The following is a 21,015-nucleotide window of genomic DNA, read 5'->3' as shown; positions in this document are numbered from 1 at the left end:
CCATGACGGCTGTGGCTAATTCGCCCCATCCCGCAACTTGAACCGCTGGATCTTGCCCGTCGCCGTCTTCGGCAAGGATTCCACCACGTCGATCCAGCGCGGATATTTCCACGGGCCGATCTTCTGCTTGACGTGCTCCTTCAGCATTTCCTGAAGATCGCTCGTCGTCGCGCCCGGCCGCAGCACGACGAAGGCTTTCGGCTTCAACAGCCCTTCCGGATCGGCCTCGGGCACGACGGCGGCCTCCAGCACGGCGGGATGCGTGATCAGCGCGCTCTCGACCTCGAACGGCGAGACCCAGATGCCGGAGACCTTGAACATGTCGTCGGCGCGGCCACAGAAGGTGTAGCGGCCGTCAGCGTCGCGGACATATTTGTCGCCGGTGCGGGTCCACGGTCCCTCAAAAGTGCGGCGGCTCTTGTGGCGCTGGTTCCAGTAGCCCTCGCCGGCCGAGGGCGCATCGACCAGGAGCTCGCCGACCTCGCCGTCGGCAACATCTTGCCCGGCCTCGTTGACGAGCCGCACCGCATAGCCCGGCACCGGCTTGCCGGAGGAGCCGTATTTGATGTCGCCGGGCGCGTTCGACAGGAAGATGTGCAAGAGCTCGGTCGAGCCGACGCCGTCGAGGATGTCGACGCCGAAGCGCGCCTTCCAGCTGGTGCCAACGGATTCCGGCAGCGCCTCGCCGGCCGAGGTGCAGATGCGCAAGGCGCCGCCGCCACGCTCGGCCTTCATGGTCTCGTCGTTGAGCATCGCCGCGAACAAGGTCGGCACGCCGTAGAAGATCGACGGCTTGTAGCGGTTCATCAGGTCGAACATCCGCGCCGGCGTCGGCCGTTCGCTGTTGAGGATCACGCTGGCGCCGACCGACATCGGGAAGGTCAGCGCGTTGCCGAGCCCGTAGGCGAAGAACAGCTTGGCGGCGGAGAGGCACACATCGCTCTCGCGGATGCCCAGCACCTGCTTTGCGTAGGTGTCGGCGGTCGCCTGCAAATTGGAATGGATATGGCGCACGCCCTTGGGCATGCCGGTCGAGCCGGACGAATAGAGCCAGAACGCCGGCTCATCCGGATGCGTCGCGGCGGTGGTGAACTGATCACTCTCGCCCGCGAGCTCCTCGGCGAGCTGCTTGTGGCCGTTCTGCTTGGCGCCGGACACAACGACATGCTCGAGATCGGGCATGCGGCCGACGACGTCCTTGATGACAGGGTAGAGCGCCTCGGAGACGAACAGCACGCGCGCACGGCAGTCGGCGAGGATGTAGGCGTACTGGTCCGCGGTCAGCAGCGTGTTGAGCGGCACCGGCACGATGCCGGCGCGGATCGCGCCCAGGAACACCACCGGGAAATCGACGGTGTCCAGCATGATCATCGCGACGCGCTCCTCGCGGCGGACGCCGAGCCGGCGCAGCATGTTGGCGGCGCGTCGGCTCTCGCGCTGAAGCTCGCCATAGGTGAGCCGCGAGACGGTGTCGTCGAAGGCCAGCTTGTTGCCCCGGCCCTCCTCGACGTTGCGGTCGAGCAGCCAGGTCACCGCGTTATAGGATCCCTCGCTCACGGACTTTCTCCCCCGAATTTAGAATTATAATTCATAGAAAGACACCGCGGCGGCTTGCTGTCAATGCTAGCAGGCATTATGTTTCATTAAAATGCGCCGCAGGACACCCTTCAAAGAGACATCCCTTAAAGAAGGCTCATGACCGACAGTCCCGACGCAGAATCCCGATTTCTCGAACAGCTCGGCCAGCGCGTGCGCACCATGCGCGCACTGCGCGGCATGTCGCGCAAGGTGCTCGCCAAGGTATCAGGAATCTCGGAGCGCTACATCGCGCAGCTCGAAAGCGGCAAGGGCAATGTCTCCATCGTGCTCTTGCGCCGTGTCTCCGACGCGATGGGCGCGCATCTCGAAGATCTGCTTCCCTCCGCCGATCCGACACCGGACTGGCAGATGTTTCGCGACCTGCTGCGCAAGGCCACGCCTGCCCAGATCGCGCAGGCAAAAGATCTGCTCGCCGGCGGCAGCGCCTCGGCGCCGCGGCGCGCGCCGTTCTGCGGCATCGCGCTGATCGGCCTGCGCGGCGCCGGCAAGTCGACGCTCGGTCGGATGCTGGCGAAGAAGGTCGGCTGGAGTTTTGTGGAGCTCAACAAGGAGGTCGAGCAGCAGAACGGGCTCTCGGTTGCCGAGATCATCGCGCTGTACGGCCAGGAAGGCTTTCGCCGCATGGAGCAGGCGGCGCTTCAGCAGCTGCTCGCTCGCAACGAGCTGATGGTGCTGGCGACCGGCGGCGGCATCGTCTCCGAGCCTTTGACCTTCGATCAGATCCTGACCTCGTTCTACACGATCTGGCTGAAGGCCGAGCCCGAAGAGCACATGGCCCGCGTCCGTCGCCAGGGCGACCTACGCCCGATGGCCGACGACCGCTCCGCGATGGCGGAGCTGCGCAACATCCTGCTCAGCCGCGAGCCGCTATACTCGCGCGCGACGGCGGTGGTGGACACGGCAGGTCTCAGCGTGGATGCGGCCGCCGCACGGCTGATCGATGCGGTGCGCCCGGTGCTGCAGAACGAAGCCCGCAGCTTCGGGCTGCGCAGCGTGGCGCTGTAGGTAATTGACCAGCCTCGGCCGTCGTCCCGGACGAGCGAAGCGAAGATCCGGGACCCATACCGCGTGATCTATCGGTAGCGATCGGTAGAAGTACCGAACAGCGAGCCTTCGCCAAACTCCTCCCTGTGGTTATGGGTCCCGGATCTGCGCGCGCTTGAGGCGCGCTTGTCCGGGACGACAGCGGGGATTTTGCACGACCTCCGGCAACACTATATCAAAGCGTCACAGCGAGTTTTTTGGACAGATCATGCACTCCACCGACGTCACCACCATGTTCGAGCGGATCGGCGGCAGTGCCACGATCGACGCCCTTGTCGACCGCTTCTACGACCGCATGGACACGCTGCCGGAGGCGCAGATCATCCGTGCGATGCATGCGGACGACCTCGGCCTGATCAGGGACGTGCTGAAGCGCTATCTCACCGAGTGGACCGGCGGCCCGCGCCTCTATACCCCCGAGAAGGGCCATCCGCGGCTGCGCCAGCGGCACATCGGCTTTGCCATCGGCGATGCCGAGCGCAATGCATGGATGGTCTGCATGCGCGGCGCGCTGGAAGAGACGGTCGTCGACACGATCGCGCGGCAGGACCTCGACCGCGCATTGTCCGGTCTCGCCGACTGGATGCGCAACCGGCAATGATCCGGTCAGCGTGACGTTCCCGGCGTTTAGCCGGCCCGCGAGACTTCGACGCGGCTAGATCGACCAGTAGTTCGGATGCTGGTAGGGCCGCGAGCGGTCGCCCCAGTCGAACTCATCGCCATCGACTTCGCAGGGACCGCTGCTCAATTGCTCCGGCGTCAGTTCGACCTGGAAGGCCTGGCGTCCCGGATCATATTTCAACGCGCTCCACTGCACGGGATAATGGTGATGTGTCCCGAGCAGCCTGCCGGTCTTGATCACGGCGTAAGCGACCGTTCCACTGACCTTGTCGAGCATCAATCGCTCGATCGTGCCGAGCTTCGTGCCGTCGCCACCATAGACGGCGACGTGCTCGACGCGATCACTGGGAACCATGGTGTGTTGCATGGCGTGCTCCCTCGTCTTGTGTGGCGCGCATTATAGCACAGACGGCGGAATGTAGGGTGGGTTAGCGTCAGCGTAACCCACCTCTTTAGGTCTCGGGGCGCGAGAAGTGGTGGGTTACGCCAAGCGACTGCGCTTCGCGCAGCCGCCAAGGCTGACCCACCCTACGCTTACAGCAGCTGCGAACGCACCGACTCCGCGCCCTCCTGCAACAGCGGCAGGAAACGGCCGATCAATTCCTGCGCCGGCACCCGATCGACATGGGCGCCCATGTTGATGGCGGCGACGATCACGTCGTCGTAGCGGCGCACCGGAACCGAGATCGAGCGGAAATGCGGCTCGGCCTCGCGGTCGACCAGTGAATAGCCCTGCGCGCGGTCGGCGACGATGCGCGCAAGCAGCGCCTTGGGATCGGTCACCGTCTGCGGCGTCAGCGCCTCGCGCTGCATCGCCTTCAGGCGTGCGGCAAGATCGGCATCGTCGAGCTGGCCGAGCATGGCGCGACCAACCGAGGTGCAGAACGCCGGTAGGCGATAGCCGATTTCGAGTCCGCCTGAGAACATCCGCGCCGGACTGCTGCGTGCGACGAACACGACGTTGTCGCCATCAAGCACCGCGAGCGACGATATTTCGTTTGCCGCCGTCGCGACCCGATCGAGTACCGGTTGCAGCACCGTGACGAGCTGGTTGGATCGCAGGTAGGACGCAGCAAGCGTCAGCACATGCGGCGTCAGCGAAAATAGTTTGCCATCGCCGGAGACAAAACCGCCGCGCTGGAGCGTGAACAGCATACGCCGCGCGGTGGCGCGCGGCAGGTCCGCGGCGCGGGCGAGATCGCTCAGCGTCATCGGGCCGGCCGTCGTGCCGAAGCATTGCAGCAGGCGCAGGCCGCGATCGAGCGCTTCGACGAAATCCGTCGCGCGCTCGTCGGTCTCGCTCCGCTTCAGTTTGGGCATGGTGACGGGACAATCCTGCAAAATAGTGCTTGCTGCTGCTCCAAGGCATGTCATAATTCGCCCATTCGTTCAATAGGCGAACAAACGCCACTCCACAGAGGGATGCTACTGCCATGATGAGCCAGGAGCAGAACGACCTGATCACCCGCACCGGTCCGAAGGATCCGTGCGGAAAGCTGATGCGGAGCTACTGGCAGCCGGCGGCGCTGGTGGATGAGCTCGAAGGCGATCGTCCGATCCGTCCCGTCAAGCTGCTCGGCGAGAACCTGGTGCTGTTCCGTGACGAGACCGGACGCTACGGCCTGATCGACCGGCACTGCGCGCATCGCGGCGCCGACCTCGCGTTCGGACGGCTCGAGCACGGCGGCCTGCGCTGCGCCTTCCACGGCTGGCTGTTCGACGCCACCGGCCAGTGCATCGAGACGCCGGCCGAGCCGAAGGACTCGAAGCTCTGCCAGAACATCCGCCAGCGCTCCTATCCAGTGGTCGAGAAGAGCGGCATCTTCTGGGCCTATCTCGGCGAGGGTGAGCCGCCGGCTTTTCCGGAGCTCGATTGCTTCGTCGCCCCTGATACTCACACCTTTGCGTTCAAGGGCCACATGGCCTGCAACTGGCTTCAGGCGCTCGAAGTCGGCATCGATCCCGCGCACGCCTCCTATCTGCATCGCTTCTTCGAGGACGAGGACACCTCCACCGCCTACGGCAAGCAATTCCGCGGCGCATCTGCAGGGTCTGATCTGCCGATGACGAAGATCTTGCGCGAGTACGACCGCCCGATCATCAATGTCGAGCACACCGAATACGGCCTGCGGCTGATCGCGCTGCGCGAGATCGACGAGGAGCGCACCCATGTGCGCGTCACCAATCAGCTCTTCCCGCACGGCTTCGTCATCCCCATGAGCACGGAGATGACGATCACGCAGTGGCACGTGCCGGTCGACGACGAGAACTGCTACTGGTACGCGATCTTCACCAGCTATTCGAACCCGGTCGACAAGCAGAAGATGCGCGACCAGCGGCTCGAGCTCTATGAGCTGCCGGACTACAAATCGCGCAAGAACAGCAGCAACGATTACGGCTTCGATCCGCACGAGCAGCAGACCGCGACCTATACCGGCATGGGCACCGACATCAACGTCCACGACCAGTGGGCGGTGGAATCGATGGGCGCGATCCAGGACCGCACCAAGGAGCATCTCGGCTCGAGCGACAAGGCGATCGTGCAATATCGCCGCCTGCTGCGACAGGAGATCGAGAAGGTCGGCGGCGGCGAGAAGCCGATGCTGTTCCTGGACGAGAGCAGAGCACGCAGCATCCAGGGACCGGCCACCATGGACGGCATCGGGCCGACCCAGGGGTGGGAACTCTACTGGATGGAGATCGACGTCAAGCGCCGCCGCGGCGCACCTTGGGCCGCACCGGTGCCGAAGGAGATCGCGGACAACGTGCACCGGCTGACGGCGGCGGAGTGACGTTCGTGCACCGAACCCGTAGGGTGGGCAAAAGCGCAACGCGCCGTGCCCATGCTTCGGTGTGGTCGATAGACGCGGTGGGCACGCTCTGCTTTGCCCACCCTACGGCAGCTGAGGGAGTAGCAAAGTGACTTTCGTCGCGCGTCATGCGCTGTGGTCGGATGAGCAGAGGGACGCCGCGTCGCGCGTGCGCCGTCTCGTCGAGGACAAGAACCTCGAGGTCATCCGCCTCGCCTTCCCCGACCAGCACGGCATCCTGCGCGGCAAGACCATCATCGCCTCCGAGGCGATCGCCTCGCTGGAGAGCGGCTGCTCCATCACAACGACCATGCTCGCCAAGGATACTTCGCACCGCACGGTATTCCCGGTGTTCACCGCGGGCGGCGGCTTCGGCATGAAGGAGATGGAGGGCGCGGCCGACGTGCTCATGGTCGCCGACCCCACGACGTTTCGCGTCTTGCCGTGGGCGCCGACCACGGGCTGGGTGCTGTGCGACCTCTACTTCAATGACGGCCGCCCGGTGCCGTTCGCGACGCGCTCGCTCTATCGCAAGGTGCTCGACCAGCTCGCCAGCCGCGGCCACGATTTCGTCGCCGGGCTCGAGGTCGAATTCCACATCTTCAAGCTCGACGATGCGCATATGCGGCCCGAGGACGCCGGCCAGCCGGGCACGCCACCATCAGTGAGCCTGCTCAGCCACGGCTATCAATATCTCACCGAGCAGCGCTTCGATCAGATGGAGCCGGTGCTGGAGATCCTGCGCCGCGACATCGTCGCGCTCGGGCTGCCCCTGCGCTCGGTCGAGGTCGAGTTCGGGCCGAGCCAGTGCGAGTTCACCTTCGCGCCGAAGAAGGGCCTGGAGCCCGCCGACAACATGGTGCTGTTTCGGAGCGCCGTGAAGCAGATCGCGCGCCGGCACGGCTATCACGCCACCTTCATGTGCCGCCCGAAACTGCCGAATGTGTTCGCGAGCGGCTGGCACCTGCACCAGTCGATCGTCTCGCGCGCCAGCGGCGAAAACATCTTCATGGCCAAGGACGGCAGTGAGCCGCTCAGCGCGTTTGGCCGGGCGTACCTTGGCGGCCTGCTCGACCACGCCCGCGCCTCGACCGTGTTCACCACGCCGACCATCAACGGCTACAAGCGCTACCGCTCCTATTCGCTGGCGCCCGACCGCGCGATCTGGGGCCGCGACAATCGCGGCGTGATGATCCGCGTGCTCGGCGGTGCCAATGATGCCGCAACGCGCCTGGAGAACCGCATCGGCGAGCCCGCCGCCAATCCCTATCTCTACATGGCCTCGCAGATTCTCTCGGGCCTCGACGGCGTCGACCGCAAGCTCGATCCCGGCCCCTCCGCCGACACGCCCTACGAGACCAAGGCGCCGCTGCTGCCGAAGTCGCTGCGCGATGCAGTCAGCGCACTGAAGGACGATCCGTTCTTCCGCGACAAGCTCGGGCCGGAGTTCGTCGACTATTACACCCACATCAAGAACGCCGAGATCGACCGCTTCCTGTCAGAAGTGACCGACTGGGAGCACCGTGAATATTTCGAGGTGTTTTGACGCCCTGCCCCGCGGATTCCTCAAGAGAGTAACGGCTCACGGCCGTGTGAAGCGGCTTCGTCGCGCCGGTTCCGACGACATCGCACCGCTGCCGGACGAAGCCATTTTCCATCCCCGCGAAAACCCACGGAAAGATTCCCGCGCTAGGATTCCTGCATGTGATCAACAGTGGAGTTCGATCATGTGGGACCAGTTATTCAGCCTGATCTACCGCCTGTCGTGCCGGGCAACCTTGATCAACATCGGTCGGCATCATCTGGCGCGCTGAACTCAATGGATGCGCGATAGGTAAGACGGATTGACCAGATTAGGAGCGTTTCCATGCGCAAGCTGATCCTGATCGCAACGGTGTCTCTGCTCACAAGCCAGGCCTATGCGGGTGGGTCGCGGAGCCTCAGTCTCGCAGCGAGCAATTCCAGCCAACAGGCGATCGAGCAACCCGCCACGGCGGCAACGGTCTCGCCGCAAACCACCCAGGCGCCGTCGCAGCCGGCAAATGTCCAGACTGCGACCACCGCACCAACCTCAGCAACGGCACCGGCGGCCACGGTGGCACCAACCACGCAATCTACGCCGCCGGCAAGCACGGCCGGAACGACCAAGCCGAAGCGGCGTCAGCTGTCCACCGACGCCCAAATCGTCCGTGCGCTGCATCGCCACGGGATCTATTGGTAGGATCGGCAGCCGGCCCCGGTCTTCACCATCGCCATACTCACCAGCGGTAGCCGAGCGTTGCGATGACGGTCAGCGGGGCACCGCGGTAGCAATATCCGACCTGGCACGTGGTGTAGTGCAGATTGAAGAGGTTCTTGGCGTTGACCTGGAACTGCAGGCCCTTCAGCTCCTTCGCCGCCTGGCCGAAATCATATTTCAGCGCAGCATCGACCAGGGTCACCGAACTGTTCTTGAACGTGTTCAGATCGTCGCCGTAGCTCCAGGACATGTAACGCACGCCGCCACCGATGCTCAGTCCCGCAAACGGGCCGGCCAGCGGCAGGGCATAGTTGCCCCACAGCGTCGCGGTGTGCGGCGGATTGCCCGACGGAAACTTGCCGATCTGCGCGCTGTCGCCGGCCTGCTTGGTGACCATGTCGAGATAGGTGTAGGACGAGGTGATGTCGAAACCGCCGCCGAGGCTCGCGAGCGCCTGCAATTCGAAGCCGCGGCTTTGAATCTCGCCGCGCTGGACCGTGACGCCGGTCCCGGTCGTGACCAGGCCCCCGCTCTGGGTCAGGTCGAACACCGCGGCAGTGATGAAGCTCCTCGTCCCCTGCGGCTGATATTTGACGCCGATCTCGGTCTGCTTGCCGGTGGTGGGCTTGAAGAAGGCGCCTGTGGGATCGACGCCGAGATTGGGAAAGAACGAGGTTGAATAGGCGACGTAAGGCGCAACTCCGGAATCGAACACATAGGTCAGCCCGGCGCGCCCGCTATAGGCCTGTTCGGACTGCTGCTGGCGGGTCAGCGCGAACTGATCCTCGCCCGTGGTGCGAACCCAGTCGCTGCGGCCGCTCAGCGTCAGGATCCAGTGGTCGAGCTTGGCCTGGTCCTGGATGTACACGCCGGACTGGGTCTGCCGCTGCTGCGTCGAGGACGAGATCGCGGGATCCGGAATCGATTCCGGCACATAGGCCGGCGCGGCCAGATTGAGGTCGGAGACCCCGAAGCCAAATCCCTGCTTGTCGTTGAATTTCGATGCCGTGTAGTCGGTGCCGACCAGGAGCGTGTGCTGCACCGGGCCGGTCGAGAGTTTCGCCTCGACCTGGTTGTCCATGATGGCCGATTGCAGCGAGTCGTGGACGTAGCCGGTATAGCGCGAGACGACATTGCCGACGGGAGCGCCGAGAAAGCCGACATAGCGCGTGACCGCATCGACGTCGACATAGCGGAATTTCTGGCGAACGGTCACCGCGTTGTTGAACGCGTGCTCGAACAGATAGCCGACGCGGCCCTGCTCCTGGTCGAGCGAATTGTAGGACGGGCTGCCGGTAAAGATGTCCGTCGTCGTGCCGGTGCCCGTGGAATAGGTGAACATGGACCCCGGCGTCTTCGATTTCTGGTAGGCGCCGAGAATGGTGAGGGTCGTCGATTGGTCCGGCTTCCAGGTGACGGCGGGAGCGACGTAGATACGATTGTCCTTGCCGCCGGGCACGAACACGTCGGCGTCGCGCACGACGCCGGTCAACCGATAGGAAAATTGGCCGTTGGGATCGACCGGACCCGAGAGATCGAAATTGCCCTGAACGCGCTCGCGGTCGCCGAACACCGTCTGCACCTCGTGGAACGGCTGGCTGGTCGGCAGCTTGCTCTGCAGGTCGATCAATCCGCCGGGCGAGCCGAGACCGTAGAGGGCCGAGCTCGGCCCGCGCACCACGGTGATGCTGTCAACGCCATAAGGCTCGGTCTTGAACACGCCGAGACCGGCGCCGACGAGACGCAGGCCGTCGAGATAGACGCCGTTATAGGTGATGTCGAAGCCGCGGATCGAGATGGCGTCGAAGCGCGGATCGTAGCCGGAGGCATCGATGCGGACGCCCGGCTCATAGCCGACCGCTTCCGTCAGCGTCTGCACGGCGCGGTCGTTGAGCTCCTTGCGGGTCACGACCGAGATCGACTGCGGCGTCTCGAGCAGCGGGGTGTTCGTCTTCGTGCCCGCCGAGCTGCTGCTTGCGACATAGCTGTTCTCGCTCGACGCGTTGGCGCGGCCGCTGTCCGCCTCGCGCGCATCAGAGTTTCTGGCTTGTCCGGACCCGGCATTGCGCGGGATTGCGACGCGGCCGCGCTGCGATTGTGAGGCGCGCTGGGCAGATTGGGCACGCGGACGCGCCGGGCTCGGTGCCTCCACCGTGACCGGAGGCAATGTGCCGGCCGTCGAAGGCGAATTGGTTCCGGAGACCTGTGCCGCCGAGGGCGTCGCGTGCAGGACCGCTCCCAAACCGGCCGCTCCCAGACCAGTTCTCACCATTCGTTCCCAGCCGAGCGTCTGCCCATCGTTCCGCCTCATCGTATCCCCCGAGTTCCGTGTTCAACAACCCGGGTGTAACCAGATCAAAGCGATCGCCGCCTTTGCGCGCGCGCAAATCACCTTTGATCCCACGTGGAGGCTTTCGAGTTTACTGATAGCGGCTCGGCGAATGGCCGAAGCGCCTGCGGAAGGCTGTCGCGAAATTCGCCGGATGGGCATAGCCGACCCGATAGGCCGCTTCGGTGACGGACAAGCGCTGGTGAATCAAAAAGGCACGTGCGGCATCGAGCCGCTGAGCCCTGAGATAGTCGATCGCGCTCTGGCCATATGCCATCCGGAATTTCTGGTTGAAGGACCTGCGGCTCAGCCCCGCGTTCCGCGCCAGTTCGTCGATGCTCCAGGGATAGGCGAGATCGGCGTCCATCCGCTGCTTCACCGATTGCAGCCGCGTCCACTGCAGATCGGTGGCGGGATCGGTCGCAATCCGGCCGCGCTCGCCGAACAAGGCGTGGACCACGATCTCGGCGGCATGCGCCGACAGCAGCAATTGCGCCGCGTTGCCGGTGACCGGCGGCGAAAACATTTCTGCCGCGACCGCCTGTATGCGCGCAGACGCTCTCAGAGAGACGATCGCTGCGCCCGAGACGTCGTTCGCAAACAGCGCCCGAAACTCATCGCCGAGTCCGAGTCCATCGATCGAGGTTTGGGGAAACGCCAGGCCGATCGCGGAACGCTCGCCGGAATGAACCGCGCGTTCCGCTGCGCAGGTTTCGCGCACGGCAATTGCCGTCATCTGCCCTTCGCAGCCGATGCTGCGCGTCAGAATGCCGCGTCCTGCGTCACCATCAACGGAGACCGAGATGAACAGGCCCGGGGCTGCGATGGCAGAGCCCCCGGCATCGGCTCGAAACTCGCCTCTGACAAACACGCAGCCCGGAAAATCCAGCCATCGCGCTGTCGAAGCGCCGGGCTGTGCGGAACCGATGTCGTCTTGAGGCCGTCCGACAATTTGATCGTAGAAGTCCCGCATCGAATCCGCTTACGCCGCGGTTTGTTTGACCGCTGGCGGCGGCGCGCTCAAGAGCTCTGCGCGCGGTTTGGAGGGATTCGAAACTGGATTTGCTCGAAGAGAATCTTGCGCGTTACGCGCGGTCGGCAGCAACGCGCGTCAGATGCCGAGATATTTGTGCTGGAGATCCGGTTCCGCCATCAGCTGATCGGAGGTGCCGCTCCACACCGTCCTGCCGCGCTCGATGATGGTGTGGCGGTCGCAGATGCGGGCGAGGTGGTCGACATTCTTGTCGACGACCAGGATCGACTGTCCGCGGCTCTTGAGCAGCGACAGGCAGTGCCAGATTTCTTCGCGGATCAGCGGCGCGAGGCCCTCGGTCGCTTCGTCCAGGATCAGGAGCTTTGGATTGGTCATCAGCGCGCGGCCGATCGCGAGCATCTGCTGCTCGCCGCCCGAGAGCTGGTTGCCCATGTTGGACGCGCGTTCAGCAAGGCGCGGGAACAGCACGTAGATCGCGGCCAGCGTCCAGGGATTGGGGCTGCTGAAGCGGTCGGCGGCGGCCGCGACCAGATTCTCGCGCACGGTGAGGTTCGGGAAGATCTGGCGTCCCTCAGGAACCAGGCCGACGCCGAGCTTTGCGATCCTGTAGGAGGGAAGCTGCCTGACCTCGGCGCCCGCGAAACGAATGCTGCCTGATCGCGCCGGCGTCAGGCCCATGATGGAGCGGATGGTCGTGGTCTTGCCCATGCCGTTGCGGCCCATCAGCGAGACCATCTCGCCGGGCTTGATCGACAGCGACAGGCCGAACAGCACCTGGGAGAGGCCATAGCAGGTCTCGATGCCGTCAACCTCGAGCAGCGTGTCAGCCATGATGCGTCACCACGTGCTGGTCCCCGAGATAGGCGCGCTTGACGTCCTCGTTGGCACGGATCGCGGCCGGATCGCCCGAGGCGATGACGCGGCCATAGACCAGCACCGTGATGCGGTCGGCGAGCGCGAACACCGCCGGCATGTCGTGCTCGACCAGCACGATCGAGACCTCCTTGCGCAGCTCCTGGAGCAGCTTCACCATGCGCTGGGATTCGGTGACACCCAAGCCGGCCATCGGCTCGTCGAGCAGCAGCAGCTTGGGCTTGCTCGCGAGCGCGACCGCGAGCTCGAGCTCGCGCCGCTCGCCATGGCTGAGCCTGTTCACCACGACGTCGGCGCGATGCAACAGCCCGACGCGATCGAGCGCCGCATGCGCGGCATCGCGCAAGGATCGCTCCTTGCGCGCATTGGCAAAGAAGCGAAACGAGGTGCCGGCATGGGCTTGTGCCGCCAGCGCGACATTGTCCGCGGCGGTGAAATCGAGCAGCAGCGAGGTGATCTGGAACGAACGCGCCAGACCCAGCGCGCAGCGGCGATAGGCCGGCAGATAGGTGATGTCGCGCCCCGCCAGCGAGACGCTGCCGGAATGCGGCTCGAGATGCCCGGTGAGCTGGCTGATCAGCGTGGTCTTGCCGGCGCCGTTCGGGCCGATGATGGCGTGCAGCTCGCCCGCGGCGACGTCGAGCGAGACGTTATCCGTCGCAACGATGCCGCCGAAGCGACGCACCAGCTTTTCGACGCGAAGCAGGGGTTCAGCCACGGCCGGCCCTCCCCAGCATGCCCATGATGCCGCCACGGCCGAACAGCACGATCAGCAGCAGCAGCGGGCCCATGATCAGGGCCCAATATTCGGTGATCTGCGACAGGAATTCCTCCAGCAGCAGGAACACCACCGCGCCCATGATCGGGCCGAACAGCGTGCCCATGCCGCCGAGGATCACCATCACCATGAGGTCGCCGGAGCGCGTCCAGTACATCACGGCCGGGCTGACGAAGTCGGTGTTGTTGGCGAGCAGCGCGCCGGCGAGGCCGCACATGGTCCCTGAAATGACGAAGCAGACGAGCTTGTAGCGCTTTGCCGGGAAGCCGATCGCCTGCATGCGCTGCTCGTTGGAGCGCAGGCCCTGCACGACGAGGCCGAAGCGCGAATTGACGATGCGCCAGATCAGGAAGATGACGCCGAGGAGGCAGGCGAGGCAGAGATAATAGAACTGCGTGCGGTTCGACAGGTTGACCAGCCCGGAGAAGTCGCTGCGCTTGTAGACGGTGAGGCCGTCATCGCCGCCGTAGCGCGCCAGCCCCGAGGCGACGTAATAGGCCATCTGCGCGAAGGCGAGCGTGATCATGATGAAATAGACGCCGCGGGTGCGCAACGAGAGCGCGCCGATCACGAGCGCATAGAGCGCGGACGCCGCGAGCGCGACCGGAAACTGGATGAAGCCGCTGCCGACGCCTTCCTGCGCCAGCATGCCGACGGCATAGCCGCCGATGCCGAGATAGGCGGCATGGCCAAAGCTCATCATGCCGCCAAAACCCATGATGAGGTTGAGGCTGGCGGCCGCCAGCGCCAGGATGATGATGCGGGTGAACAGCGTCAGGATGAAGATGTTGCCGGAGAGCTGCGAATAGAGCGGCAGCAGCAGGAGGCCCGCCAGCATCAGGGCCGTGACGGCCTTGCTCACAGTGAAAGACTTCATCGACGGTTGGCCGGAAACAGCCCCTCCGGCCGCACCACCAGCACGATCGCCATCAGCAGGTAGATCAGCATGGAGGACAGCGCGGGCGCGGCGGTGGAGGCAGCGGCGCCGCTCAGCACCTGTCGCAGCAGATTAGGCAGGAAGGCGCGGCCGAGCGTGTCGATCATGCCGACGAAGATCGCGGCCAGGAACGCACCGCGGATCGAGCCGATGCCGCCGATCACGATGATGACGAAAGCGAGGATCAGGATGTTCTCGCCCATGCCGATCTGCACGGTGAGGATCGGCGCCTGCATCAGGCCGGCAAGGCCGGCGAGCGCGGCGCCCAGGCCGAACACCAGCGTGTAGAGCAGCTTGATGTTGATGCCGAGCGCGCCGATCATCTCACGGTTGGAGGCGCCGGCGCGGATCAGCATGCCGATGCGGGTGCGCATCACGCCGAGATAGAGCAGCAGCGCTACCAGCAGCGCCACCACGATGATGGCGAGCCGATAGGCGGGATAGTGAATACCCGGCAGGATCGGCACCGGCACGGTGAGCCAGGCCGGCAGCGGCAGCGCAAGGCCGGCCGGGCCCCAGATCAGCCGCACGGCTTCGTTGAAGAACAGGATCAGGCCGAAGGTCGCCAGCACGTGGTCGAGATGGTCGCGGCCATAGAGATGCCGTAGCGCGCTCATCTCCAGCACGATGCCGAGCACCAGCGTGGCCCCCAGCGCCATCAGCGCCCCGAGCAGGAAGCTGCCGGTCCACGCCGCGAAGGTCGCGGCGAAATAGGCGCCCATCATGTAGAGCGAGCCGTGCGCCAGGTTGACGAGATCCATGATCCCGAACACCAGCGTCAGGCCGGCGGCGAGCAGGAACAGCAGCAGGCCGAACTGCAACCCGTTCAGGAACTGTTCGACGACAAGCAGCATCAAGACTCTTTCAGGCGCACGCGGTGTCGCGCCGATGTTCGAACACGTTCGCCATCAGTGAAAGAGCTCCCCCTGCCTGTTCAAGGCGGAAAAATGGGTAATGGCAGTATCGTTCCGAGGCAAGAGCGATTCGACACCAAACATGCACTTTGTTGCATGCCGATGCATGTGGTCGAGACGCTCCTGCAAGAAAGCTGCCGTGCCGGCTGGGGCAACCTGCCGCACCCAAACGATGACCCTCTCGCCGGCGGGCCGGCGAGAGGGTGCGACTTCGTCAGAATGTAAGGAAGGATTGCGTCCTAGTGCGACGTCATCTGCCGGGGAAGATCGTCCGGTTCGGCGAGCACGCTGTTGGCCGTCGAGGCCTCCAGCGCCGCCATCCGGAACAGATAGGCGAGCGTCGTCAATCCGGTGTCTTCCGCCATCTGCGCCAGCTCGAGCGCCATGTCCGACATGTAGCCGAGATCATCGTCCCTGATCTGCGCCATGATCTGGCTGTCCCGCATCATGTTCGACATCTCAGGCGCTCTTTCGTTGCGCGGCAGCAGAGCCGCAGAGGTTGGCACGGGCGACGGCGTCCAGACGCGGGCCGTCCTGGCGCACGACCGAGGTCATGCCGATACGATCGTGCAGGGCATCGAGGGTCTCGCGACGAATGTCGATGGTCGCCGCCATGGTCCATGCATTCTCCACCAGAGCGGGCAGGCCCAGCGGGGTCACCATGAAGCCGGCTTCGTGGAAGCGCGGCAGCCACCAGGTCTCCATGATCGCGCTGACCTGCGCGATCCCCTGGTTGAGGCAGAACTCCTGCACCGCCGCCATCAGTTGCAGGTTGAGCGCGCCGTCGCGGCGATCACGCACGACGAAGTAGCGCGACCATTCCCAGACCAGCGGATCCGCGGGGCAGCCGCGCACCGACGCCAGATGCGGGAACACCTCGCTCATCATCGAGGGCTTGGTCGTCGGGTAGAGCCGGTGGCCACCGATGACGCGCCGCCCCTCCAGCGCAAGCAGATAGACGGTATCCTCGTCGTCATAGGAATCGATCTCGCGGCAATCCGGCCTGCGCAGCGTCTCCCAGCGCCGCTCCTCGACGAAGATATCGTGGCGCAACCGGAAATGCTGCTCGATCACGTCTTCATACAGGTGGCGATTTACCGCAGAAATGGCGTGAATCATGAAAACCCCCAATCATCCTCAATGGGGGCAGACTCTGCCAAAAGAGCCGGATTCGATATTGGGAAATTTCCCAGTACGGCGCTTACGGATTGATGATCTTGTTCCGAATCGCCAGCGCCACCGCATGCGTGCGGTTGACGGCACCGAGCTTGCGCGCGGCAGTTGCAAGATGCTCTTCCGCAGTGCGCTGCGTGATGTGCAGGATCTCACCGATCTCCCAAGCCGACTTGCCCTGCGAGGCCCAGGAGATCACCTCGCGCTCGCGCGGGGTGAGGCGCGTCGAGGGATAAGGCGCCGGCTCGAGCAGACGGCGAATGTGGTCGAAGCCATACATCGCCATCAGATGCAGTGCCGGTTTGCTGCGCGGATTGAGGTCGAGATGAACGCCGCCAAGCGACACCGCGGCTTCATAGCCGGTGAGCCCGTGGATCGGCACGATGAAGCCCCGCGACATCCGAAAATCGGTGGCGCGGTTCATCACCTCGGCCGCGTTCGGCTCGAGTTCGGCGTCATAAGGTGCTTCCGACCATTCGAACGGATTGACCGATTGCCGGCACAGCCGCACCACCGGATCGAAGCGGTCGTAATTGTTCTGCGTGTAGAGGCTGAACCAGCCCGCCGGCCAGCGCTTGGCAAGCACCATCTGCGCAAACCGCTGGTCGGGATTGGGCAATCCCGTCACGATGATGGTTTCGAAGCCGAAGCGACCGAACGCCGTCTCGAGCGCATTCATGGCATCGGGCACCTTGCGATAGGTCCCCAAGCCTTCAATGAAGTCGAGCGCCTCCCGGCCATAATCCACGGCGGACATCAGTGCGTTTCCTGACTCTCGCCGTTCCGTATAGCACGTATTTGGGGACTGCCTCAATTCGCTGCGGCCGTAGTTTCCCGGTGCTCATCCGCCCTGAAGATTTAAACTACTTGTGGCAGAATTGACGTCACGATACACCTGAGCGACCGAAGCGGGAACACCACGATGGAAGACGAGGACATCGCCCTCAACAGCGTGCTCGGCCTGGAATTGAACCGCGTGTTTTTCGCCGTCCGCGAAACGGCCAACAAGCAGAAGATCATCGAGTTCGCGCGCGCGGTGCTGGAAGGCGAGCGCGAGGAGCTGGCCGAGAGCGTATTGCCGGAAGAGCCGGCGAGCTAGAACGCGGCTGCGCTAGACGACGCCGACGAGACAGGTCGCGCAACGATGCAGCCCCTCCATTCGAACGGGCCGATTTTAGTCGAAACAATCTGACAGCGAAGTTTCCCTTCTCCCCCTGTGGGAGAAGGTGGCGCGAAGCGCCGGATGAGGGGTTGCCTCAGCGAAGTCTTTTGCAAGAGATTTGCGCGCGGACAGAGCCCCCTCACCCGTCTCGCCGCTTCGCGGCGAGCCACCCACACGGGGAGAGGGGAGAAGCTCACACTCCTCCCATCCACATCCACACACTTGCCGCTGGATGACATCGCGGCTCTCGTGAGATGATCGCCGCCGCGATCCTCTTTCGGGTGCCAAGAACATGATGACGCTGCGCCAGGTTGAAGTGATCCGTGCCGTGATGGTGACGGGCACCATCGGCGGTGCGGCGAAGCTGCTCAACGTCTCGGCGCCGGGGATCAGCCGCCTCGTCAAGTACACCGAGCGCGCTCGCTCGGCATCCGCTTCTTCCAGCGCCAGAACGGGCGTTACTTCCCGACGCCGGAAGCCGAGAGCATCTTCGAGCAGATCAACGGCGTCTACAAGAAGGTCGACGATCTCTCCGAGATCATCTCCAAGATCGGCCGCGGCGGCCTGTCGGAGCTGCGCATCGGCTCGGTGCCGAGCATCTCGCAGGTGATGGTGCCGCGCGCGATCGAGCGCGTCCGGCGCCGCTATCCCGATCTCGGCATCGACATCAACATCCTCAAGCTCGAGGAGGCCATCGACTATCTCATGCTCGGCCGCGGCGAGTGCGTGGCGATGAGCTACCGGCTGGAGCATTCCGGGCTCGACTTCATGCCGCTGGCCTCGGGCGAGCTGTACTGCATCGTGCCGCCGGGCCATGAGCTCGCCGGCCGCAAGCAGGTCTCGGCCGCCGAGATCACCCGCTATCCGCTGATCGGCATCGATCCCAACGATCCCTACGGCCGGATCATGGCCGAGATCTTTGCGCGCCACCGTCTCGCCTACAACATCACCATCCGCGCGCGCTTCGGCACCACGGTCTGCGCGCTGGTGAAGGCGGGCCTCGGCATCGCCATCATCGACCAGTTCACGGTGGCTCACGGCGGCTATCCCGGGATCGAGCTTCTGAAGATCACCGAGCCGACGCGGTTCGACACTTACATCGCGGTCAAGCGCGGCGCGCCGCTGTCGCTCCATGCCGAGTCTTTCATCGAGTCGCTGCGCACCGAGATGCGCGCGGTCGAGCCGTCCCGCGGCAACGGCAAGGCCGGCGGCGCGCGCGGACGGAAGAAATAACATCATGTTAGGTTTGCCGGATAAAAGGGTAATTGTGTTAGGCGAGGGAAAGGCTATCGTCGCACCTGGAACTGCCCTTGGACTTGCGGGATTTCCCCGCTAATGGCCGGGACCGAACGCTCCCTTTGAGACGATAGCGAACCATGTCCAAGCGCGGATACGCCGCCAGCAAGAAGCTCCTCACCGGCCTGATCGGCGCGCCGATCGCACATTCCGCGTCCCCCGCCATGCATGAGCGCGCTGCCGAGGCGCTTGGCCTGCGCGGCCACTACCAGCTCATCGAGGTCGCCGGCGCCGATGCGGCCGGGCTTCGCATGATGCTCGAGGGCGTGCGGCGGCTCGGCTTTGCCGGCGTCAACGTCACCTACCCCTATAAGGAGGCAGTGGTCCCGCTGCTCGACGAGCTGGCGCCGGGCGCAGCCAGCATGGGCGCGGTCAACACCGTCGTCGTCAGGGACGGCCGCCTGACCGGCCACAACACCGACACCACGGGCTTTGCCCGCGCGGTGGCGCCGCTGCTGGCGCCCGCGGGGAATGCCGTTGCGGTGATCGGCGCCGGCGGCGTCGGCAAGGCGATCGCGTTTGCGCTGGCGAGCCTGAAAGTGTCCGACATCCGCGTCTTCGACAGTGAGCCGGCGCGCGCGGCGGCGCTCGTCTCCCTGCTTGCGCCGCGGGGCGGCGCGAGGATCGCCGCAAGCGTCGAGGATGCGCTGGGCGGCGCAACCGGTCTCGTCAACGGCACGCCGGTCGGCATGCTGCCGAACCGGGGCATGCCTGTTGCGGCTGCGCTGCTGCATGAAAAATTATGGGTCGCGGATGCCGTCTATTCGCCCTTGATCACGCCGCTGCTGGCGGCGGCACAAGCCAAGGACGCGCGGATCATGACCGGGCGGGAGCTCGCGATCTACCAGGCGGCCGACGCTTTCGAACTGTTCACGGGCCTTGCCCCATCGACCGAGGTCATGGGAGAGGCATTCGACGAGGTGATGGCGGCACGAAGCTCGGCCTATCACGCAGCATAAACCGAAGCGGCCGACACAAGGCCGCGGACAATTTCGACGAAAAACGGGAGGAGAAACCATGAAATCGACCCTGCTGGCAGGCGCCCTGCTTGCCTTCGCGACTGCAACCAGCGTCCACGCCCAGGCCATCAAGCTCGCCAACGTCGCCGAGCTCTCGGGCGGCGGCGCCACCGTCGGCACCAACTGGAAGAATGGCATCGACCTCGCGATCGAGGAGATCAACGCCAAGGGCGGGGTGCTCGGCCGCAAGCTGGAAGTCAGCCATGCCGACTCGCAATCCAACCCCGGCGTCGCCCGCGCCCAGGTGCAGAAGGCGCTCGACGCCGAGCCCTATGTGCTGCTCGGGCCCGGCTACTCCGGCTCGGTCAAGGTCACCGCGCCGCTCGCCGCCGAAGCGGGCATCGCGCAGATCATGGGTGGCGAAGCCGCCGAACTGACGCAGGCCGGAAACAAGTTCCTGTTCCGCACCTCGTTCGGCCAGCAATCCTCGATGCCGAAGGTCGCGAAATACATCCATGACGAGATGAAGGCGAAGACGGTCGCTGTGGTCTGGGTCAACAACGACTTCGGCCGCGGCGGCCGCGACGTCGTCGTCAAGGAGCTCGACCGGCTCGGCTCCAAGGTGGTCGCCGACCTCTCGACCGAGGCGGGCCAGGCCGATTTCGCCGCCGACGTCGGCAAGATCAAGGCTGCCAATCCGGACGCCGTGTTCGTCTACCTGAACGAGGAGGAGAGCGCGCGCATCCTGAAGGAGCTGAAGCGCCAGGGCGTCACCGCGCCGCTGATGGGCGAGACCACGCTGATCGGCCAGAAGGTGATCGAGCTCGCCGGCGACGCCGCCAACGGCGCACGCGGCCATGTTGGCCTCACCACCGATGCCCCGGTCGACCTGATCAAGGCGTTCCGCGAGAAATTTTCCAAGAAGTACAATTACGTGCCCGACCATAACGGCCTGAAGGGCTATCTCGCCGTCTACATGGTGAAAGCCACCACCGAGAAGATGGGCAAGGTCGACCCGAAGAAGTTTGCCGAGACGCTGCACGGCCTCACCATCAAGGCCGCGGACGAGCCGGGCATCCTGATGGACGTCACCTTCAGCGACACCGGCGACATCGACCGCCAGAGTTTTCTGGTCGAGGTGGTCGAAGGCAAGCAGGTGGTGAAGCAGGTGCTGCCCAAGGTGAAGTGAGGAACGTGGTCTTTCACCTCTCCCCGCTTGCGGGGAGAGGTCGGATCGCATCGTAGATGCGATCCGGGTGAGGGGGAGCCTCCGCGAGTCCGACTGTC

20 protein-coding genes and 1 pseudogene are annotated in these 21,015 nt (G+C 64.7%); 9 read left to right on the top strand and 12 right to left on the bottom strand.

The genetic code is table 11. From position 1 onward, the window contains the following. Positions 1-15: 15 nt before the first annotated feature. Positions 16-1,557: a benzoate-CoA ligase family protein gene (locus XI03_RS08540; RefSeq protein ID WP_095425031.1), complete on the bottom strand. Its 1,542-nt coding sequence runs from the start codon at positions 1,555-1,557 to the stop codon at positions 16-18. A 138-nt stretch (positions 1,558-1,695) separates the two neighbouring features. Here XI03_RS08540 and XI03_RS08535 point away from each other — a divergent pair, with 138 nt between their 5' ends. After that, positions 1,696-2,604, top strand: coding sequence for a helix-turn-helix transcriptional regulator (locus XI03_RS08535; RefSeq protein WP_028139766.1), 909 nt, complete (start codon positions 1,696-1,698; stop codon positions 2,602-2,604). 247 nt (positions 2,605-2,851) lie between these two features. Beyond that, entirely contained in the window at positions 2,852-3,244 is a 393-nt protein-coding gene (locus tag XI03_RS08530; protein ID WP_271591874.1) for a group II truncated hemoglobin, read from the top strand. Between the two features lie 54 nt (positions 3,245-3,298). On the opposite strand, the gene XI03_RS08525 is transcribed toward XI03_RS08530, so the two are convergent. Together XI03_RS08525 and XI03_RS08520 are read right to left on the bottom strand one after the other, a co-directional pair. Continuing rightward, positions 3,299-3,631 (bottom strand): PRC-barrel domain-containing protein, encoded by a 333-nt coding sequence (locus XI03_RS08525; RefSeq protein ID WP_028139764.1) that lies wholly within the window; start codon positions 3,629-3,631, stop codon positions 3,299-3,301. 167 nt (positions 3,632-3,798) lie between these two features. Next, a complete protein-coding gene (locus XI03_RS08520; protein ID WP_271591873.1) occupies positions 3,799-4,584 on the bottom strand; it encodes an IclR family transcriptional regulator domain-containing protein in 786 nt (261 codons plus the stop codon). 113 nt (positions 4,585-4,697) lie between these two features. Between XI03_RS08520 and XI03_RS08515 the strand changes: the two genes are divergently transcribed. The 3 genes from XI03_RS08515 (at position 4,698) to XI03_RS08505 (ending at position 8,295) form a co-directional block, all read left to right on the top strand. Next, positions 4,698-6,056: an aromatic ring-hydroxylating dioxygenase subunit alpha gene (locus tag XI03_RS08515; RefSeq protein WP_271591872.1), complete on the top strand. Its 1,359-nt coding sequence runs from the start codon at positions 4,698-4,700 to the stop codon at positions 6,054-6,056. A gap of 127 nt (positions 6,057-6,183) precedes the next feature. Further along, complete coding sequence (locus XI03_RS08510) at positions 6,184-7,620, top strand: glutamine synthetase family protein (RefSeq protein ID WP_271591871.1); 1,437 nt, start codon at positions 6,184-6,186, stop codon at positions 7,618-7,620. Positions 7,621-7,941: 321 nt separating this feature from the next. Further along, on the top strand, positions 7,942-8,295 hold the full coding sequence (locus XI03_RS08505) for a hypothetical protein (protein ID WP_028139760.1): 354 nt from the start codon (positions 7,942-7,944) through the stop codon (positions 8,293-8,295). Positions 8,296-8,332: 37 nt separating this feature from the next. On the opposite strand, the gene XI03_RS08500 is transcribed toward XI03_RS08505, so the two are convergent. The 9 genes from XI03_RS08500 to XI03_RS08460 all read right to left on the bottom strand — a co-directional run bounded on the left by XI03_RS08500 (position 8,333) and on the right by XI03_RS08460 (position 17,068). After that, a complete protein-coding gene (locus XI03_RS08500) occupies positions 8,333-10,555 on the bottom strand; it encodes a TonB-dependent siderophore receptor (RefSeq protein WP_271591870.1) in 2,223 nt (740 codons plus the stop codon). 178 nt (positions 10,556-10,733) lie between these two features. After that, the gene (locus XI03_RS08495; protein ID WP_271591869.1) at positions 10,734-11,513 is read right to left on the bottom strand and encodes an AraC family transcriptional regulator; all 780 of its coding nucleotides are present in this window, start codon (positions 11,511-11,513) and stop codon (positions 10,734-10,736) included. 240 nt (positions 11,514-11,753) lie between these two features. Further along, positions 11,754-12,467, bottom strand: coding sequence for an ABC transporter ATP-binding protein (locus XI03_RS08490; RefSeq protein WP_028139757.1), 714 nt, complete (start codon positions 12,465-12,467; stop codon positions 11,754-11,756). After that, positions 12,460-13,227: an ABC transporter ATP-binding protein gene (locus tag XI03_RS08485; protein ID WP_018316880.1), complete on the bottom strand. Its 768-nt coding sequence runs from the start codon at positions 13,225-13,227 to the stop codon at positions 12,460-12,462. The genes XI03_RS08490 and XI03_RS08485 overlap by 8 nt, the downstream gene beginning before the upstream one ends. Then, a complete protein-coding gene (locus XI03_RS08480; protein ID WP_028139756.1) occupies positions 13,220-14,164 on the bottom strand; it encodes a branched-chain amino acid ABC transporter permease in 945 nt (314 codons plus the stop codon). The genes XI03_RS08485 and XI03_RS08480 overlap by 8 nt, the downstream gene beginning before the upstream one ends. After that, positions 14,161-15,078 (bottom strand): branched-chain amino acid ABC transporter permease, encoded by a 918-nt coding sequence (locus XI03_RS08475; RefSeq protein WP_028139755.1) that lies wholly within the window; start codon positions 15,076-15,078, stop codon positions 14,161-14,163. Before XI03_RS08475 ends, XI03_RS08480 begins: the two co-directional genes overlap by 4 nt. Positions 15,079-15,377: 299 nt before the next feature. Further along, positions 15,378-15,596 (bottom strand): hypothetical protein, encoded by a 219-nt coding sequence (locus XI03_RS08470; protein WP_028139754.1) that lies wholly within the window; start codon positions 15,594-15,596, stop codon positions 15,378-15,380. Between the two features lies 1 nt (position 15,597). Continuing rightward, a complete protein-coding gene (locus XI03_RS08465) occupies positions 15,598-16,257 on the bottom strand; it encodes an acyl-homoserine-lactone synthase (protein WP_028139753.1) in 660 nt (219 codons plus the stop codon). Between the two features lie 82 nt (positions 16,258-16,339). After that, complete coding sequence (locus XI03_RS08460) at positions 16,340-17,068, bottom strand: helix-turn-helix transcriptional regulator (protein WP_028139752.1); 729 nt, start codon at positions 17,066-17,068, stop codon at positions 16,340-16,342. 165 nt (positions 17,069-17,233) lie between these two features. Between XI03_RS08460 and XI03_RS08455 the strand changes: the two genes are divergently transcribed. From XI03_RS08455 to XI03_RS08440, 4 genes and pseudogenes are all read left to right on the top strand, one after another. Then, positions 17,234-17,410, top strand: a complete 177-nt coding sequence (locus XI03_RS08455; protein ID WP_085968000.1) for a hypothetical protein — start codon at positions 17,234-17,236, stop codon at positions 17,408-17,410. Between the two features lie 355 nt (positions 17,411-17,765). Then, positions 17,766-18,706: pseudogene (locus XI03_RS08450) on the top strand (LysR family transcriptional regulator). 143 nt (positions 18,707-18,849) lie between these two features. After that, positions 18,850-19,728: a shikimate dehydrogenase gene (locus XI03_RS08445; protein WP_271591868.1), complete on the top strand. Its 879-nt coding sequence runs from the start codon at positions 18,850-18,852 to the stop codon at positions 19,726-19,728. A gap of 58 nt (positions 19,729-19,786) precedes the next feature. Next, positions 19,787-20,917, top strand: coding sequence for an ABC transporter substrate-binding protein (locus tag XI03_RS08440; RefSeq protein WP_018316871.1), 1,131 nt, complete (start codon positions 19,787-19,789; stop codon positions 20,915-20,917). Positions 20,918-21,015: the final 98 nt, after the last annotated feature.

This window comes from Bradyrhizobium sp. CCBAU 65884 (assembly GCF_028128835.1).
Lineage (GTDB): Bacteria > Pseudomonadota > Alphaproteobacteria > Rhizobiales > Xanthobacteraceae > Bradyrhizobium > Bradyrhizobium ottawaense.
Note: the sequence above shows the minus strand (reverse complement) of the source record. Positions and strands in the feature narration are given on the sequence as shown.